The organism is Rhodococcus sp. AH-ZY2, assembly GCF_030916465.1.
In the GTDB taxonomy this organism is placed as follows: domain Bacteria; phylum Actinomycetota; class Actinomycetes; order Mycobacteriales; family Mycobacteriaceae; genus Rhodococcus; species Rhodococcus ruber.
Map to the genome: position 1 here is coordinate 3,232,764 of NZ_CP126458.1, position 20,308 is coordinate 3,253,071.

The 20,308-nt window shown below is 71.8% G+C and carries 1 protein-coding gene (running past one end of the window); it reads right to left on the reverse strand.

What is annotated here, in order from left to right; genetic code table 11:
- Positions 1–164: 164 nt before the first annotated feature.
- A protein-coding gene (locus QNA09_RS15885) for a non-ribosomal peptide synthase/polyketide synthase (RefSeq protein WP_308071972.1) crosses the window boundary here: on the reverse strand, positions 165–20,308 show its 3' portion. Its footprint extends 9,400 nt past the window's final position; only the last 20,144 of its 29,544 coding nucleotides appear in the window; its start codon lies off the right edge, out of view; it ends in the stop codon at positions 165–167.

The window sequence follows — 20,308 nt, forward strand, 5'->3', positions numbered from 1 at the left end:
AGCATAGTCACTGCGCCCGGCGTCCTCGGCGGGACCGTACCGGCCGGTAGCCGCCACCCGTTCATCCACCGAGACGCCCGCGACGTTACCTTTACGGGCCCCACCTGCCCGAACGTGGTGGGGCTCCCCTCGACCGAAGGGAGCCCCACCACGCCGGCACGGCGTCAGACGACGACGACCCGATGTGCCGCGCGCCACCGCTCGAGCAACTCGTCCGGTGCGCGGTCGACGACGACCACCACCGCCAGATCCTCGAGTCCCCCGGGTTCGAGGGTGTCGAGCGCGTCGGCGGTCAGGTGGGCATGGGTGACCCACTCGTCGTACAGGGCCGCGTCGAGGGCCTCCCCCGAGTCGGCGCCCTCCGGCACCACGACGACGGTCGCGCCGGTCGCCGTGACCAGCAGCGGCTCGAGGACCCCGCCCTCCGCCGCCGGCGAGCCGACCGCGGCGCTGCGCGACTCGTACGTCAGGCCGTACCGCTCGCGCAGCTCACCGATCCGGTCGATCACCTCCGCCTGGGTGAGCGTGCGCGTCGCGGTCACCAGGGCCGGGCTCTCGGGCTCGACCGGGCGCAGCCGGTCGGCGTAGGAGACCGGGTGCGCGGCCTGCGCCGCCTGCTCGGCACGCAGCTCCTCGTCGTCGAGCTGCAGCCACGGGACGGCGGGCAGGCCGGTGACGCCCGTCACCGTCAGACCCAGCGTCACCCGGGCCGGGTCCGGCATCGTGGCTGCCGGGTCGGCGGGATCGACCATCAGCAGGGCCGCCCCGGTCTTGGCGACCGCCCACTGCGCCACCACGGACCGGACCGACCGAGGGACGGCGACGGCGACCACGTCGCCGGCACCGACACCCCGCGCGACGAGCACCCGCGCCAGCCGCGAGGACCGCGCGTCCAGTTCGCGGTACGGCACCTCGGTGCCGTCGACGGCGACGGCCGGGGCCTCCGGATCCTCCTCGACCACGTTCGCCAGCACCGCGGCGAGCGTGCGGCCGGTGCTCGTGACCGGAGCCGCCGCGGGCTCGGCCTCGGCGACGAGGTGCGCCCGCTCCGCCGCGTCCATGAGGTCGATGTCTCCCACCACGGCCTGCGGATCGGCCACGAATGCCTCGAGGACCCGCACGAACCGCTGCGAGAGCACGTTCACCTCGGACTCGTCGAAGTACCGCTCGAGGTACTTGAAGGTGAACACGATCTCCGACTGCGCGAGGGTGAGCAGGGTCAGCGGGTAGTGCGTCGCGTCGTCGAGCCGGACGTCCCTGACGGTCATCCCGTCGAGGTCCGTCGCGGCCGCCGACAGGGCAGCCCGGTCGATCGGGTACGACTCGAACACGAGCAGGGTGTCGAAGCCGATCCGGCCGCCGGCCCGCTGCTGGATCTCGGTGAGACCCAGGTAGTGGTGGCCGAGCAGGTCCGCCTGCTGTGCCTGCACGCGACGCAGCAGCTGCGCGATCGTCTCGTCGTCGTCCGTGTCCACCCGCACCGGCAGGGTGTTGATGAACAGACCGACCATCGACTCGACGCCGGGCAGCTCGGCCGGGCGGCCGGAGACGGTGGCACCGAAGGTCACATCGGAACGACCCACGATCCGGCCGAGGAGCACCGCCCAGGCCGCCTGCACCAGGGTGTTCACGGTGATGCCGAGGCTCGAGGCCAGGGCCGACACCGCCGCGGCACGTTCCTCGTCGAACACCACGTGCACCGAGGAGATGGCGTCCGCGTCCGGTCGGCGCACCGACGGGGCGAGGACCGTCGGTTCCTCGACACCGGCGAGTGCCTTCGCCCACACCTCGAGCGACGCCTCCCGGTCCTGTTCGGTGAGCCACTCGAGGAACTCCCGGTAGGAGTGGGCGGCGGGAAGCGCGGTGACATCCCCGCGTGTGACGTACAGCGCCATGAGGTCCTGCATGAGGACCGGCATGGACCAGCCGTCGAGCAGGATGTGATGGACCGTCACCGCGAGCAGCGAACGACCCTCGGCCACGTCGACGAACAGGAACCGGATCAGCGGAGCCTGGCCGAGGTCGAAGCGCCGGACCTGCTCGTCGCGCAGGACGCGGGCCAGCTCGGCGTCGCGGGCGTCCTCGGCGAGGTCGCCGAGGTGCTCGTGCCGCCACTGCACCTCGACGTCGCCCAGCACCAGCTGCACCGGGTCGCCGCTGTCGGTGACGAACACCGTCCGCAGGTTCGGGTACCGGTCCAGCAGTGCCTGCGCCGCGGCGCGCAGCCGCTGCGGATCCACCGCCCCGCCGAGCTCGAGCACCGCCTGCATCGTGTAGACGTCCACGCTCGCCTCGGTCATGAGCGCGTGGAAGTGCAGTCCCGCCTGCAACGGCGACAGCGGCCACACGTCGGTCACCGAGGGGTACCGCGACTGCCACACGTCGAGGTCGTGCTGGGCGACCGGGACGAGCGGCACGTCCGACGGGGTCAGGCCGCCGGCGCCCGGCCCGCGGACGTGGCGGGCCAGCGCCGAGAGCGCCTCGTGCCAGTGCTGGGCCAGCTCCTCGATCTCCGAGCGCTCGACCACCCCGGCGGGGAAGCCGAAGTGCGCCTCGAGCCGCCTGCCGTCCGGTCCGTACGAGACGGTCGCGGTGACGTCGACGGTCGTGGTGACCGGCGTCCCGGCGGGACGGACGGTCCGGTCGCCGGGTGCCGCCGTCGGGGACCACGCGCCGCCCTCGACGGACGCGACCGGCTCGCCGAAGTGGAGGGCGACCTGCGGCCGCGGAGCGCTCAGATCCCCGGCGGAGTCGGGGTCGAGGTACCGCAGCAGACCGAAGCCGGCACCGTCGTCGGGCAGGGCCCGCAGCTGTTCCTTGACCGCCTTGACGGCGGCGCCCATCGCCGGTCCCCCGGAGAACGCGTCGTCGACGTCGATCCCTCCGAATCCCGCACGGAACGGGAAGGAGATGGTGAGGCATCCGACGGTCCGAGACAGGTCGGCTCCGGGGACCACCGTGGAGTCGCGTCCGTCCCCGTCCAGCTCGAGCAGCGTGGCCGTCTCGTCGATGCCCCGGTCCCGGCGCCACCGCACCAGGGCCAGACCCAGCGCGGTGACCAGACCGTCGCGGACGGTGCCGTGGAACCGCTCGGGCACCGCGACGAGCAGTGCCTCCGCGTCCGCAGCCGGCACCGTGGTGTGCACGTGCTCGACCGTGGTGCCGACATCGACGGCGGGATCGAGCGGACGGTCCCCGATCGGGAAGTCCGGCGTGTCCAGGATCGACCGCCACCGGTCGAGTTCCGTTCGGCGCTCGGTGCGGCCGGCCGCCTCGACCAGCCCGTGCGCCCAGCGGCGCAGGGAGGTCCCGACCGGCGGCAGCACCACGGGCTGCCCGGCCGCGAGAGCGTCGTACGCGGCGGCCAGATCGGCGATCAGGATGCGCCGGGACGTGTCGTCGGCGACGAAACGGTGGGCGACGATCAGCAACGTCTCGCCGCGCCCGTCGTCGATGCGGACGAACTGCACCATCCGGCCCGCGGCGGGGTCGAGTCGCTCGACCGCCGCCGCGAGGGCCCGCTCGGCGCGGGTTTGCAGGTCGTCGGGCACGCCGGGCGCCGGTTCCCCCTGTGCCAGCAGGGTTTCCGGGTCGACGGTGCCGGGGGCCCGCACCCGCAGGGTGACGGCACCGTCGGCGTCACGTTCGACGATCGCGCGTAGCGCGTCGTGGTGATCGACGACCGCGCCGACCGCACCGGCCAGCGCGTCGGCGTCGACGCCGGCGGGCAGGGTCACCGCCGTCGACACGGCGAGCCGATCGACGTCGCCGGAAGCCTCGAGGGCTGCACGCATCACCGGAGTCAACGGGACGTCCCCGATGCCGCCGCCGGGCAGTTCGGTCAGTGTGCGCTCGGCACCGCCGGTGAGGGTGGCGATCTCCGCCAGCCCCGCGACGGTCTTGCGTTCGAACACGTCCCGCGGGGTGAACACCACGCCGCGGGCCTTCGCGCGCGAGACCAACTGGATCGAGACGATGCTGTCGCCGCCGAGGGCGAAGAAGTCGTCGTCGAGACCGACCTGCTCGAGACCGAGGACCTCGGCGAACACCCGCGCCACGGCCTCCTCCGTGACGGTGGTCGGGGCCCGGAACTCCCGCGCCTCGAACACCGGCGCGGGCAACGCCTTGCGGTCGAGCTTGCCGTTGACGTTCAGCGGCAGCGCCTCGAGCACCACGAACGCCGCCGGCACCATGTACGACGGCAGGTCCCGTCCGAGGCGGGTGCTCACGTCGGCGACGTCGAGCACGACGCCGGGCTGCGGCACGACATAGGCGATCACCTGGGGTCCGACCCGGTCGTCGTCGCGGACGACGACGGCCACGTCCCGCACGTCGTCGAGTCCGCGCAGCGCGGCCTCGATCTCGCCGAGCTCGATCCGGAAACCACGCACCTTGACCTGGAAATCCGTGCGGCCCACGTACTCGAGCCGGCCCGCCGCATCCCACCGCACCAGGTCACCGGTGCGGTAGAGCCGCTCACCGGCACCGAACGGGGACGCGACGAACCGCTCCGCCGTCAGATCCGCCCGCCCGTGATAACCGCGGGCCAGCTGCGCACCCGCCAGATACAGCTCACCCGGCACCCCGACCGGCACCGGCCGCAGCCGCCCGTCGAGCACGAACACCCGCGAGTTCCATTCCGGCACACCGATCGGCACTGACACACCCGCGGCGTCGTCGACCTCGTGGAAGGTCACCGACACCGCCGCCTCCGTCGGACCGTACAGATTGTCCAACCGGGCCGCGTTGTGCGCCAGGAACCGACCCGCCGTCGCCGCCGGCAACGCCTCACCGATCGCGAGCACCTGCCGCAGCGAGTTCGCCAGGCTTCCGCCGGTCTCGACGAGCAGCGCCTCGAGCATCGAGGGCACCACGTGCAGCGTCGTCACGGACTGCTCGGCCATGAGCCCGGCGAGGTAGCGAGGGTCGCGGTGCCCGTCCGGCGCCGCGATCACCACCCGGCCACCACAGACCAGCGCCGACCAGAACTCCCACACCGACAGGTCGAACGTCGCCGCCGTCTTCAGCAGCACCGCATCGTCGGCACCGAGCGCATACTCCGCCCGCTTCCACACCAACTGGTTCACGACCGCCCCGTGCGGCACCGCCACACCCTTCGGCCGACCCGTCGACCCCGACGTGAAGATCACATACGCCGTGTTCGACGCCCGCAACGGCGCCCGTCGCTCCGCATCGGCCACCGGAGCACCCGACAGCTCACCGAGGTCGAGGGTGTCGAGGCTGAGCATCGGGATCGTCTGTCCCGGCACCTCGAACCCGTCGCGCCCGGTGGTCAGCACCACCACCGGCGCCGCCACCTCGAGGACGTACCCGGTCCGCTCGGCCGGCTGATCCGGATCCAGCGGCACATACGCACCACCGGCCTTGGCCACCGCGTACATCCCCACCAGCAACTCCACCGACCGGCGCATCGCCAGCGCCACCGTCGACTCCGGCCCCACCCCGACAGAAATCAGGTGCCGGGCAAGGCGATTGACCCGCGCATCGAACTCGCCGTAACTCAGCGCCTGCCCCTCGAACACCAACGCCGGCGCCTGCGGGGCCCGCCGCACCTGCTCGTCGAACAGATCCACCAACGTCGCCGACGCATCCACCTCGTGACCGGTCTCGTTCCACGCCTCGAGCACCCGCACCCGCTCGGCCCCGTCGAGAATCTCGATATCCCCCAGCGCCACCGACGGATCCGCCACGACCGCCTCGAGCACCCGCACGAACCGCTCGGCGAACACCACGACGGTCGGCTCGTCGAACAGATCCGTGGCGTACGTGAGCACGCTCGTGATCCCCTCGGGAGCACCGTCGTCGGCGTACCGGTCGGTGACCACCAGGTGCAGGTCGAACTGCGAGGTCTGCAGATCCGCGTCCACACCGGACACGGTCAGTCCCGGCAACTCGAGACTCGTCGTCGCGAGGTTCTGGAACGACAGGCCCACCTGGAACAGCGGGTGCCGGGCCGTCGACCGCTCCGGGTTGAGCACCTCCACCAGGCGCTCGAACGGCACGTCGGCGTGTGCGAAGGCCTGCAGGTCCCGCTCCCGCGCCTGATCGAGCAGGTCCGCGAAGGACGCACCGGACTCGACCCGGGTACGGAAGACCAGCGTGTTGACGAACATGCCGATCAGATCGTCGAGTTCACGCTGACCGCGACCCGCGATCGGCGTGCCGATCGCGATGTCCTCGGTGCCCGACAGCCGCGCAAGCAGCACCGCGAACGCGGCATGCACGGCCATGAACAACGTCGCGCCCCGGCCGCGGGCCAGCTCGACCAGCTTCCGGTGCAGATCGGCATCGATCGTGAAGTCGATCTTGCCGCCCGCGAAGGACTGCACGGCCGGCCGCGGCCGGTCGGTCGGCAGATCCAGCTGGTCCGGCAGATCCGCCAGGGCCTGCTTCCAGTACGTCACCTGCTTCGCGGCCACCGACGCCGGGTCGTTCTCGTCGCCGAGCACCCGTCGCTGCCACAGGGCGTAGTCGGCGAACTGCACGGGCAGCGGCATCCAGTCCGGGGCGTTGCCGGTCGACCGGGCCACGTACGCCGTCACCAGATCGCGGGTGAGCGGCCCCATCGAGGAGCCGTCCGCCGAGATGTGGTGCACGACGAACGCGACGATCGTCTCGTCCTCGCCGACGGTGAACAACCGCACCCGGATCGGGGCCTCCGACGTCACGTCGAACCCCGTGTAGGCCAGCTCGCGGATCCGGTCGGCCACCTCGTCCCAGCTGGTGGCCACCGGCGTGAGGTCCGGGACCACCGCCGTCACCGGCAGCACGACCTGGACCGCGCCGTCCTCGGTCTCCGGGTACGCCGTGCGCAGCACCTCGTGCCGGGCGAACACGTCCCGGATCGCATCCTGCAGCGCGGCGACGTTCAACCGGCCCGACAGCCGCAGCGCCACCGGCAGGTTGTAGGCCGCCGACTCCGGGTCGAAGCGGTTGAGGAACCACATGCGCTGCTGCGCGAGCGAGAGCGGGATCCGATCCGGCCGCGGCCCGGCCACCAGCGGCACCGACCCGCCGGAGCCGGCGTGCTGCTCGACGTGCGCCGCGAGCGCCTCGACCGTGGAGGCGTCGAACAGCACCCGCACCGGCACCCGCGAATCCAGCGCCGCACCCAGACGCGCCACCAACTGGGTGGCGATCAGGGAGTTGCCGCCGAGCGCGAAGAAGTCGTCGTCGAGACCGACCCGTTCCACGCCGAGCACCTCGGCGAAGATGCCCGCGACGATCTCCTCGATCGGGGTCGTCGGTGCCCGGAACTCGCGCGCGGCGAACGTCGGTGCCGGCAGCGCCCTGCGATCGAGCTTGCCCGAGGTGTTCAGCGGGAACTCCGCAAGCACCACGATCGCCGCCGGCACCATGTACGACGGCAGCGTCCGCGACACGAACTCGATCACCTCGCCGGCATCCACCTCGCGGCCCGGGGCGGGAACCACATACCCGGCGAGCTGGTCGCCGGTCGGGGTCGGCACGACCAGCACCGCGGCCTGGTTCACCGACTCGTGCGCCAGCAACGCCGTCTCGATCTCGCCGAGCTCGATGCGCTGACCGCGGAACTTGACCTGGAAATCGGTGCGGCCGATGTACTCGAGCTCCCCCGCCTCGTTCCACGTGACCAGGTCGCCGGTGCGGTACATCCGCTCCCCCGGCGCCCCGAACGGGTTCGCGACGAACCTGTCGGAGGTCAGGTCCGGGCGACGGACGTAGCCGCGTGCCAGCTGCACGCCCGCCAGATACAGCTCACCCGGGACACCGACCGGCACCGGCCGCAGCCGGCCGTCGAGGACCAGCACCCGCACGTTCCACTCCGGGACGCCGATCGGCACCACGTCGACCGGTCCGTCGGCCGGTGCCTGCCAGAACGTCGCCGACACCGCCGCTTCGGTCGGGCCGTAGAGGTTGTCGATCGCGGCGGTGCTGATGCGCCGCACGCCCTCGATCGTCTCCGGCGGCAGTGCCTCGCCGATCACGAAGATGTGGCGCAGCGTGGTGCACGACTCGCGGTCGACGTGGGCGGCGAACACCGTGAGCATCGACGGCACGAAGTCGGTGATCGTCACCTTCTCGCGGGCGATGACGTCCGCCACGTAGACGGGGTCACGATGCCCGTCGGGTGTCGCCACGACCAGCTTCGCCCCCACGCTCAGCGGCATGAAGAAGCCCCACAGCGACACGTCGAACGTCGTGGCCGTCTTCTGCAGGTAGACGTCCCGCGCCGTCATCTCGAACTCGTCGAGCATCCACGCCGTCTGGTTGACGATGGCGCGGTGGGTGACGGCGACGCCCTTGGGCCGGCCGGTCGAACCGGACGTGAAGATGGCGTAGGCCGTGTTGTCCGGGCGCAGCGGCGCCCGCCGGTCCCGATCGGTGACGGGCGCATCCGAGATCGCCGACAGGTCCAGCTCGTCGACCAGGACGGCGTCGACGGTGAGTCCGTCGGGGACGGTGAACTCGTCGCGGGCGGTCGTGACGATGCACACCGGATCGGCCGTGTCGAGGATGTGCCGGACGCGGTCGACCGGGTGATCCGGATCGATCGGCACCCACGCGCCGCCGGCCTCGACGATCGCGTACATGCCCACCAGCAGGTCGAACGACCGCCGGATCGCCAGGCCCACCAGGGACTCCGGTCCCACACCCTGCGAGATCAGGTGCCGCGCGAGCCGATTGACACGGGCGCCGAACTCGGCGTACGTCAGCTCGGCCCCCTCGTAGGCCAGCGCCACCGCATCCGGGGTGCGCCGGACCTGCGCCCCGAACCGGGACAGCAACAACTCGGTGCCGTCGAGAGCATGGTCCGAGGCGTTCCACCCGTGCAGGATCTGCTCGAGCTCGGCCGGATCGAGCAGCTCGACGTCGCCGACCGGCAGCGCCGGCTGCCCGGCGATCGTCTCGAGGACGCGCACGAACCGCGACAGCAGCGTCTCGACCTGCCGTGCGTCGAACAGCCGACGCTGGTAACGCAGGTCGAGTTCCATGCCGGATCCGACGTGGACGAACAGGCTCAGCGGGTAGTGGGTGGCGTCGTTCGTGCCGACACCGGTGACCGACATGCCGTCGATCGACGCCGCCTGTTCGGCCAGCCCCTTCTCGTCGAGCGGGTAGGACTCGAACACCGTGAGGGTGTCGAACGCGACGGCCGGCCCGGCGACCCGCTGGATCTCGGTGAGTCCCAGATGATGATGCTCGAGCAGCTCCGCCTGTTCCCGCTGCAGACGATGCAGGAACCGCTCGATCGGCTCTTGCGGATCGAACGTCACCCGCACCGGCAGGGTGTTGATGAACAGGCCCACCATCGACTCCACACCGGGCAGGTCTGCCGGCCGGCCCGACACGGTGGCGCCGAAGACGACGTCGTCGCGTCCGGTCGACCGGCCGAGCAGCACACCCCAGGCCGCCTGGACGAGGGTGTTGACGGTGACCCCGAGCCGGGCTGCGGCCGAGGCGATCTCGGCTGTGCGGTCGTCGTCGAGCAGCAGCCGTACGCGGTCGGCGCCCTCGGCACCGGGGTGCCGGTCGGTCGCCGGGGCGAGCAGCGTCGGCTCCTCGAACCCGTCGAGCACCCGCGCCCACGTGGCGCGGGAGGCGTCGAGGTCACGCTCGGCGACCCACGCCAGGAACGACCGGTAGGAGCGGGCCCGGGGCAGCGGCGACTCGTCCCCGCGGGTGGCGTACAGCATCATCATGTCCTGCATCAGCAGCGGCATCGACCAGCCGTCGACGAGGATGTGATGCACGGTCACGCCGAGCTGGTAGCGGCCCCCGCCGAGCGACGCGAGGACGAACCGGATCAGCGGCGCCTCGTCCATCGCGAACCGGCGCGCCTGCTCCTCCCGCCAGAACGGCACCGTCGCGCGCACGCCCTCGTCGGCGACGAGCTGCGACAGGTCGGCCTCGCGCCACGGCACCCGCACATCCGACAGCACCACCTGCACTGCGGCACCGGCGGCGTCGTTGACGAACACCGTCCGCAGGTTCGGGTACCGGTCGAGCAGCGCCTGCGCCGCGCCGCGCAGCCGCTGCGGATCGACCACGCCGTCGAGGTCGAGCACGGCCTGGATCGTGTAGACGTCCACGCTGGATTCGTCCATGAGGGCGTGGAAGAGCAGGCCCGACTGCAGCGGCGACAGCGGCCACACGTCGGTCGCCGACGGGAAGCGCGCCTCCCACGCCTCGAGGTCCTGCTGGGTCACCGACACGAGCGGCACGTCCGACGGGGTCAGTCCGCCGGCGCCGGGCTCGCTCGCGTACCGGGCCAGCGCCGCGAGCGCGTCCACCCAGTAGGCGGCGAGGGACTCGACGTCGTCCGGGCCGAGAAGTCCGGTCGGGTAGGCGAATCCGGCCGCGAGCTGCGGTCCGTCCGCACCGTCGGACACGATCGCGTTGATGTCGACGACGGCGTTGGCGGGCATGTCCGCGTCGAGGGCGGCGTCGACCCCACCGAGCGCGTCCGTCGGAACCCAGCCGATCGCGGCGAGTTCCTCGGGCACGTCCGCCGCCGACACCCGGCCGAGGTAGTTGAAGCTCACCTGCGGCTGGGTGGTGTAGCCGGACAGGACCTGCGAGCCGACCGGGTCGAGGTGGCGCAGCAGGCCGTAGCCCATGCCCCTGTCCGGGATCGCCAGGAGCTGTTCCTTGACCGCCTTGACGGCGGATCCCATGGCGGTGCCACCGGCGAAGGCGTCGTCGACGTCGATACCGGTCAGGTCCACCCGCACCGGATGGGCGCTGGTGAACCAGCCGACGGTGCGCGACAGGTCCGCGCCCGGCACCACCGTCTCCTCGCGGCCGTGGCCCTCGAACTTCAGCAGCGCGGACGTCGCGTCGATGCCGCGGTCGCGTCGCCACCGGGTCAGGGCCAGGCCGAGAGCGGCGATGAGCCCGTCGTTGACGCTGCCGTGGAACAGCGCGGGCACCGAGGTCAGCAGGGACTCGGTGTCGGCCGCGGGGACGGTCACCTCCAGCCGTTGCACGGTCGACGCGACGTCGACCGCCGGGTCGAACGCACGGGCGCCGAGCAGCGGATCGGGTCCGTCGAGCACCGACCGCCACAGCTCGAGCTCCGCCCGGCGTTCGGGCGCGCGCGCCGCGTCCGCCAGACCGTGGGCCCAGCGGCGCAGCGAGGTGCCCACGGCCGGCAACGCGACGTCCTGTCCCGCGGCCGTCTGCCCCCACGCGACGGCGAGGTCGGGCAGCAGGATCCGCCAGGAGACGCCGTCGACCACGAGGTGGTGCGCGACGACGAGCAGCACGCCGGGGCGGTCGCCGGGTCCGAAGTCGAACCACACGAACCGCAGAACGCGTCCCTCGGTGGGCGCGAGCCGGTCGAGCGCGGCGTCGAGCTCGCGTGACGCGACCGCGGTGAGCGCGGCGGCGTCGATGTCGGCGGGCACCTCGACGCGGGTGACGAGTTCGTCGGCGTCGACCGTGCCGGTGGCCCGCACCCGCAGCGCGGGGGCGCCGTCGGCGTCGTGCTCGAGGATCGACCGCAGCGCGTCGTGGTGGTCGACGACGGCGCCGACGGTGCGCACCAGCACGTCCCGGTCGATGTCCTTCGGCAACGTCACCGCCACCGACTGGGAGAAGCGGTCGAAGCCGCCACCCCAGCCGAGCACCTCACGCATGATCGGGGTGAGCGGGACCTCCCCGACGCCGCCGCCGGGCAGTTCCTTCAGACCGCCCGGGCCCTCCCCCGCGGTGGTGCGGGTCGCGACCTCGGCGAGCCCGGCGACGGATCGCCGCTCGAACACGTCCCGGGGGGTGAACACGACACCGCGGGCCTTGGCGCGCGAGACCAGCTGGATCGACACGATGCTGTCGCCGCCGAGCGCGAAGAACGACTCGTCGACGCCGACCCGGTCGAGGCGCAGCACCTCGGCGAACACCTCGGCGATGATCTCCTCGAGGTCGGTACTCGCGGAACGGAATTCGCGTTCCTCGAGCTCCGGCTCGGGCAGCGCGTCGCGATCGAGCTTGCCGACCGGGGTCAGCGGGATCTTGTCGAGCACCACGATCGCGGACGGCACCATGTGCGCCGGCAGCGACCGGCCGACGAACTCGGTCAGCGCGGCGGTGTCGACCGTCGCGCCTGCCTTGGGCAGCACGTACGAGACGAGCACGGTGCCGCCGGAGGGTGTCGTGCGGCCGAGCGTGGCCGCGAACTCCACACTTTCGTGGGACGTCAGCGCCGAGTCGATCTCGCCGAGCTCGATGCGGAATCCACGCACCTTGACCTGGAAGTCGCTGCGCCCGACGAACTCGAGCTCGAGCCGGTCGTCGTCCATGACACGCCAGCGCACCATGTCGCCGGTGCGGTACATCCGCGCACCGTCCGCCGCGAACGGATCGGCGACGAACCGCTCCGAGGTGAGCACCGAACGCCGGTGGTAGCCGCGGGCAAGGGCGGCACCCGACAGATACAGCTCACCCGCGACGCCGACGGGGACGGGGCGCAGCCGGGAATCGAGGACGAGGGCGGTCGTGCCGCGCACGGGCCCGCCGATCGTGATCGGGTCTCCCGGCAGAACGTGCGCATAGGTCGAGATGACGGTCGCCTCGGTCGGGCCGTAGCCGTTGAGCAGCGTGCGGCCGGGCGCCCACCGGTTCACCAGCTCCGGCGGCAGTGCCTCACCGCCGACGACGACCACCTCGAGGCTGTCGAGGCCGTCGGGGTCGACGGTGCCGATCACCGCGGGGGTGATGATGGTGTGGGTGGGGCGTTCGGTGCGGAACAAGTCCGCGAGGTCGGGGCCGCCGATGATCGTCGACGGCACGACGACCAGCGTCGCGCCCTGCGAGAACGCCGCGATCCACTCCATCACCGATGGGTCGAAGCTCGGCGACATGATGTGCAGGAACCGGGAGCGGGACGTCAGGCCGTACAGGTCGATGATCGTGTCCAGCAGGCCGCCGAGACCGGTGTGGGTGACCACGACGCCCTTGGGCCGGCCCGTCGACCCCGAGGTGTAGATCAGGTAGGCGGGGTGCTGCGGGCGCAGCGGCCGGACACGGTCGGCGTCGGTGACCGGGGCCGCCGACCGGGTCGCGACGTCGGAGGCGAGGCCGGGTTCGTCGACGACCAGCCACTCCGCGTCGTCGGGCAGGCCGGGCCGGTGAGCGGTTCCCGTGATGCCCAGGGCGGCACGGGAATCGGAGAGCATGTAACGCACGCGCTCCGGCGGGTACGACGGGTCGACCGGCACGTGTGCGGCACCGGCCTTGGCCACCGCCCACACCGCCCGGACCATGTCGTAGGAGCGCGGGAACGCCACGGCCACGATGTTCTCGGGGCCGACGCCGCGCTCGACCAGCAGCCGCGCGAGCCGGGACGAGTCCTCGTCGAGCTCGCGGTAGGTGATCGACCGTCCCTCGTACCGCACGGCGGTCGCGTCCGGGTCGAGCGACGCGCCGGCCGTCAGGAGGTCGGCGAGGGTTCCGCCGCTGACGACGTCGGTACCGCGCACGTGGGTCAGCCGCTCGAGTTCGTGCGGCTCGAGCAGCGGCAGGTCACCGACGGGCAGTGCCGGGTCGGCGACGGCCGCGTCGAGGAGGTGCGCGAATCGAGCGGCGAAGCCCTCGACGGTGTCGGCGTCGAACAGGGACCGCGCGTAGGTGAACTCGGCAGAGATCCCGTCCGGCCCGCCGTCCGCCGCGGTGTGCTCCCGCAGGGTCAGCGCGAGGTCGAACTTGGCGCTGTCGACGTCGAACGGGACCGTGGACACGCTCAGGTCGGGCAGTTCGAGGCCGGTCTCGGGCAGGTTCTCGAACGACATGGCGACCTGGAACAGCGGGTGCCGGGCCGTGGACCGCTCGGGGTTGAGGATCTCGACGAGCCGTTCGAACGGAAGGTCCGCGTGGGCGAACGCCTCGAGATCGCTCTCGCGGATGCGCCCGAGATGCTCGGCGAACCCGGCGTCGGCGTCGATGTGGCTGCGCAACACCAGGGTGTTGACGAACATGCCGACCATCTCGTCGAGTTCGGCCTCACCGCGGCCGGCGATCGGCGTGCCGATCGCGATGTCGTCGGCGGCGGACATGCGCGCCAGGAACACCGCGAGGGCGGTGTGCATGACCATGAACAGCGTCGTGCCGCTGCGCCGGGCGAGGTCGGCGGCCTGCCGATGGGTGCCCGCATCGATGCGGAACTCGATCTTGCCGCCCTCGAAGGCCTGCACCGACGGTCGCGGCCGGTCGGTGGGCAGGTTCAGCTCGTCGGGCAGGCCGGCGAGCGTCCGCTTCCAGTAGTCGGCCTGCGCGGAGACGAGGCTGTCCGGATCGTCCTCCGCGCCCAGCACCTGACGCTGCCACAGCGCGAAGTCCGCGTACTGCACCGGCAGCGGCGCCCGGTTCGGTTCGTGCCCGGCCGCGCGCGCGACGTACGCGATCATCACATCGCGCGTCAGCGGTGCCATGGACCAGCCGTCGGCGCTGATGTGGTGCGCGACGAACACCAGCACATGATCGTCGTCGGCGACGCGGAAGAGCCTGGCCCGCAAGGGGATCTCGTCGGTGACGTCGAAGCCCGCGGAGACCACCTCGGTGACCCGGGCGACGAGGTCGGCCTCGGACACCGGTTCGGGTGTGAGGTCGGGTGCCGCCTCGGCGACCGGCAGGACCACCTGGTAGGCGTGCCCGTCGGACTCCGGGTAGACGGTGCGCAGCACCTCGTGCCGGGCGACGACGTCGCGCACCGCGGCCCGCATGGCGTCCACGTCGAGCATGCCGGTCAGCCGGACGGCGACCGGGATGTTGTTCGCCGCCGATTCGGTGTCGAACCGGTTGAGGAACCACATGCGCTGCTGGGCCAGCGACAGCGGCACCCGGTCCGGCCGCGGCTGCGGCACCAGCGGCGGACGCCCGCCACCGCCGGCGTGCTGCTCGACCGCGACGGCGAGCGCCCCGGCCGTGGTCGCCTCGAAGACGGCCCGGACCGGGATCTTCGCGTCGAGCGCGGCGCCGATGCGGGAGACGACCTGCGTGGCGAGCAGCGAGTTGCCGCCGAGCTCGAAGAAGTCGTCGTCGACACCGACCCGGGTGAGACCGAGCACGTCGGCGAACACGCCCGCGACGATCTCCTCGACGGGGGTGCTCGGAGCGCGGAACTCGCGCGCTTCGAACACCGGCTCCGGCAGCGCCCGGCGATCGAGCTTGCCGTTGACGTTCAGCGGCAGCGCCTCGAGCACCACGAACGCCGCCGGCACCATGTACGACGGCAACGCCCCGGCGAGCCCGGACTTCACGTGCGCGAGGTCGAGCACCGCGCCCGCCTCCGGCACCAGGTACGCCACGAGCTGCGTGCCCGTCCGATCGTCCTCCCGGGCGATCACCGCGACGTCGCGCACGTCGTCGGCACCGCGCAGCGCGGCTTCGATCTCGCCGAGCTCGATCCGGAATCCGCGCACCTTGACCTGGAAGTCGCTGCGGCCGAGGTACTCCAGGCGCCCGGCCGAGTCCCATCGGACGAGGTCGCCGGTGCGGTAGAGCCGTTCGCCGTCGCCGAACGGCGAGGCGACGAACCGTTCCGCCGTCAGATCCGCACGGCCGTGGTAGCCGCGTGCCAACTGCGCACCGGCGAGATACAGCTCGCCGGACACCCCGACCGGCACCGGGTGCAGACGCCCGTCGAGCACGTAGACCCGCGAGTTCCATTCCGGCACGCCGATCGACACCGAGGCCCCGGAGACATCGGCCACCTCGCCCGCGGTGATCGACACCGCGGCCTCGGTCGGGCCGTAGAGATTGACCAGCTGCGCGGTGTTGTGCTGCAGGAATCGCTGCGCCGTCGCCGCCGGCAGCGCCTCACCGATCGCGAGCACCCGGCGCAGAGACCTGGGCAGCACCCCGTCGGAGTCGACGAGCAGCGCCTCGAGCATCGACGGCACCACGTGCAGGGTGGTGACCGCCTGCTCGGCCATCAGGGTGTTCAGGTAGCCGGGATCGCGGTGGCCGTCCGGCGTGGCGATCACCAGGCGGCCACCGGAGACCAGCGCCGACCAGAATTCCCACACCGACAGGTCGAACGTCGCCGCGGTCTTGAGCAGCGCCGCGTCCTGCGACCCGAGCCCGAAGTGCTCGCGCTTCCACAGCAACTGGTTCACGATCGCCGCGTGCGGGACCGCCACCCCCTTCGGCCGGCCCGTCGACCCCGAGGTGAAGATCACGTACGCGGTGTTCGACGCCCGCAGCGGCGCCCGCCGCTCGGCGTCGGTGACCGGGTCACCGGTGTAGTGCGCCAGGTCGGCCGTGTCGATCGCCAGGTGCGGGACAGAGCTGTCCCCCGGTAGCTCGAACGCGTCCCGCTCGGTGGTCAGTACCACCACCGGTGCCGCGGCATCGAGGATGTATCCGGTCCGCTCGGCCGGCTGGTCCGGGTCGAGCGGCACGTACACGCCACCGGCCTTGGTGACGGCATACATGCCGACGAGCAGCTCGGTCGATCGGCGCATCGCCAGGGCGACCGTCGATTCGGGACCGACCCCCGTCGAGATCAGGTGCCGGGCGAGCCGGTTGACGCGGGCGTCGAACTCGCCGTAGGTGAGCGTCTCGCCCGCGAAGAACAGGGCGGGGGCGTCGGGGGTGCGGTGCACCTGCGCGTCGAACAGGTCGGCGAGGGTCGCCGAGGTGTCGACGGCGTGACCGGTGTCGTTCCAGCCCTCGAGCACCCGGAGCCGCTCGGTGTCGTCGAGCAGCGGCACGTCGCCCACCGGCAGCGCCGGGTCCGCCACCACGGACTCGAGCAACCACAGGAAGCGCCGGGCGAATCCGGCCACCGTGGACTCGTCGAACAGGTCCGTGGCGTAGGTGAAGAAGCCGGTCACGCCGGCCGCGGCGCCGTCCTCGGCGTGCCGGTCGGTGACGATCAGATGCAGATCGAACTGCGAGATCTCCATGTCCGCATCGACGTTCGCGATGGTCAGACCGGGCAGCTCGAGGCGGGACTGAGCGACGTTCTGGAACGACAGGCCCACCTGGAACAGCGGGTGCCGCGCGGTCGAGCGGACGGGGTTGAGGACCTCCACGAGCCGCTCGAACGGCACGTCGGCATTGGCGAATGCGCCCAGGTCGGCCTCGCGCGCCTGCGCCAGCAGTTCCTCGAACGCCGCATCCGGACGAACCTGCGTCCGGAAGACCAGGGTGTTGACGAACATGCCGATGAGGTCGTCGAGGGCCCGCTCGTCACGGCCCGCGATGGGCGTGCCGATCGCGATGTCGTCGGTGTCGGACATCCGTGCGAGGAACACCGCGAGGGCGGTGTGCATCACCATGAACAGCGTCGTGTTGCTGCGACGCGCGAGCTCGATCAGGCGGGCGTGCAGTTCGGGGTCGACGGCGAACCCGGTCCGGGCGCCGGCGAAGGACTGCACGGCCGGACGCGGCCGGTCGGTGGGCAGGTCCAGCTGGTCGGGCAGACCGGCCAGGGCCTTCTTCCAGTACGCCACCTGCTTCGCCGCGATCGACTCGGGATCGTCCTCGGAGCCGAGGACCTCCCGCTGCCACAGCGCGTAGTCCGCGTACTGCACCGGCAGCGGTGCCCACGCCGGGAACTCGCCCTGCGAGCGCGCGATGTAGGCCTGCATCAGATCCCGGGTGAGCGGACCCGCCGACGAACCGTCGGCCGAGATGTGGTGGACGACCAGCGCGAGCACGTGGTCGTTGTCGGCAAGCCGGAACATCCGCAACCGCAACGGCACCTCGGTGGTGACGTCGAAGGTGGTGGACCCGAGTTCGTGGACGGCCGCAAGGATCTCGTTCTCGGCGACGGGGACCGGGGTGAGGTCCTGTTCGGCCTGGGCGGCGGGCACGACGACCTGGATCGGGCCGTCGGCCGTCTCCGGGTAGTAGGTGCGCAGGATCTCGTGCCGGGCGACGAGGTCTCCGACCGCCGCCTGCAGCGCCGCGACGTCGAGCGTCCCGGTCAGCCGGATCGCCATCGGCACGTTGTACGCGGCGGTGTCCGTGTCGAAGCGGTTGAGGAACCACATGCGCTGCTGCGCGAGCGAGAGCGGGATGCGCTCGGGACGCGGCCGCGCCTCGAGCGGGCGCCGTGCGTCGGCACTCTGATGCTGGACGGACACCGCGAGGGCTTCGACGGTGGGCGACTCGAACAGCGCGCGGATCGGCACCCGGACGTCGAGAGCGGCACCGAGCCGGGAGGCGACCTGGGTGGCGAGCAGCGAGTTGCCGCCGAGGGCGAAGAAGTCGTCGTCGAGACCGACCTGCTCGAGACCGAGGACCTCGGCGAACACCCGCGCCACGGCCTCCTCCGTGACGGTGGTCGGGGCCCGGAACTCCCGCGCCTCGAACACCGGCGCGGGCAACGCCTTGCGGTCGAGCTTGCCGTTGACGTTCAGCGGCAGCGCCTCGAGCACCACGAACGCCGCCGGCACCATGTACGACGGCAACTGCTGCGCCAGGGACGACTTGAGTTGTGCCGCATCGATTTCCGCACTTCCGGCCGGAACGACGTAGGCCACGAGCTGCGCGCCGCCGCGGTCGTCGTCGCGCGCGATCACCGCCACGTCCCGGATGCTGCCGAGTCCGCGCAGCGCGGCCTCGATCTCGCCGAGCTCGATCCGGAAACCACGCACCTTGACCTGGAAGTCCGTGCGGCCCACGTACTCGAGCCGGCCCGCCGCATCCCACCGCACCAGGTCACCGGTGCGGTAGAGCCGCTCACCGGCACCGAACGGGGACGCGACGAACCGCTCCGCCGTCAGATCCGCCCGCCCGTGATAACCGCGGGCCAGCTGCGCACCCGCCAGATACAGCTCGCCGGACACCCCGACCGGCACCGGCCGCAGCCGCCCGTCGAGCACGAACACCCGCGAGTTCCATTCCGGCACACCGATCGGCACCGACACACCCGCGGCGTCGTCGACCTCGTGGAAGGTCACCGACACCGCCGCCTCCGTCGGACCGTACAGATTGTCCAACCGGGCCGCGTTGTGCGCCAGGAACCGACCCGCCGTCGCCGCCGGCAACGCCTCACCGATCGCGAGCACCTGCCGCAGCGAGTTCGCCAGGCTTCCGCCGGTCTCGACGAGCAGCGCCTCGAGCATCGAGGGCACCACGTGCAGCGTCGTCACGGACTGCTCGGCCATGAGCCCGGCGAGGTAGCGAGGGTCGCGGTGCCCGTCCGGCGCCGCGATCACCACCCGGCCACCACAGACCAGCGCCGACCAGAACTCCCACACCGACAGATCGAACGTCGCCGCCGTCTTCAGCAGCACCGCATCGTCGGCACCGAGCGCATACTCCGCCCGCTTCCACACCAACTGGTTCACGACCGCCCCGTGCGGCACCGCCACACCCTTCGGCCGACCCGTCGACCCCGACGTGAAGATCACATACGCCGTGTTCGACGCCCGCAACGGCGCCCGCCGCTCCGCATCGGCCACCGGAGCACCCGACAGCTCACCGAGGTCGAGGGTGTCGAGGCTGAGCATCGGGATCGTCTGTCCCGGCACCTCGAACCCGTCGCGCCCGGTGGTCAGCACCACCACCGGCGCCGCCACCTCGAGGACGTACCCGGTCCGCTCGGCCGGCTGATCCGGATCCAGCGGCACATACGCACCGCCGGCCTTGGCCACCGCGTACATCCCCACCAGCAACTCCACCGACCGGCGCATCGCCAGCGCCACCGTCGACTCCGGCCCCACCCCGACAGAAATCAGGTGCCGGGCAAGGCGATTGACCCGCGCATCGAACTCGCCGTAACTCAGCGCCTGCCCCTCGAACACCAACGCCGGCGCCTGCGGGGCCCGCCGCACCTGCTCGTCGAACAGATCCACCAACGTCGCCGACGCATCCACCTCGTGACCGGTCTCGTTCCACGCCTCGAGCACCCGCACCCGCTCGGCCCCGTCGAGAATCTCGATATCCCCCAGCGCCACCGACGGATCCGCCACGACCGCCTCGAGCACCCGCACGAACCGCTCCGCGAAACCGGCCACGGTGCCCTTGTCGAACAGATCCGTCGCACACGTGAACGTCGCGTCGATACGAGCCGGCGTCCCGTCCTCGTCGTAGCGGTCGAAGACGGTCAGCTGCAGGTCGGTCTTGGCGAGCTCGAGCTCGAAGTTGGTCGGGGAGACGGTCAGCCCCGGCAGTTCCAACTTCGTCTGTGCGAGGTTCTGGAAGGACAGGCCCACCTGGAACAGCGGGTTCCGGGCCGTCGACCGCACGGGATTGAGCACCTCCACGAGGCGCTCGAACGGCACGTCGGCGTGCGCGAACGCACCGAGGTCCGTCTCCCGGACCTGAGCCAGGAACTCGTCGAATGCGACATCGG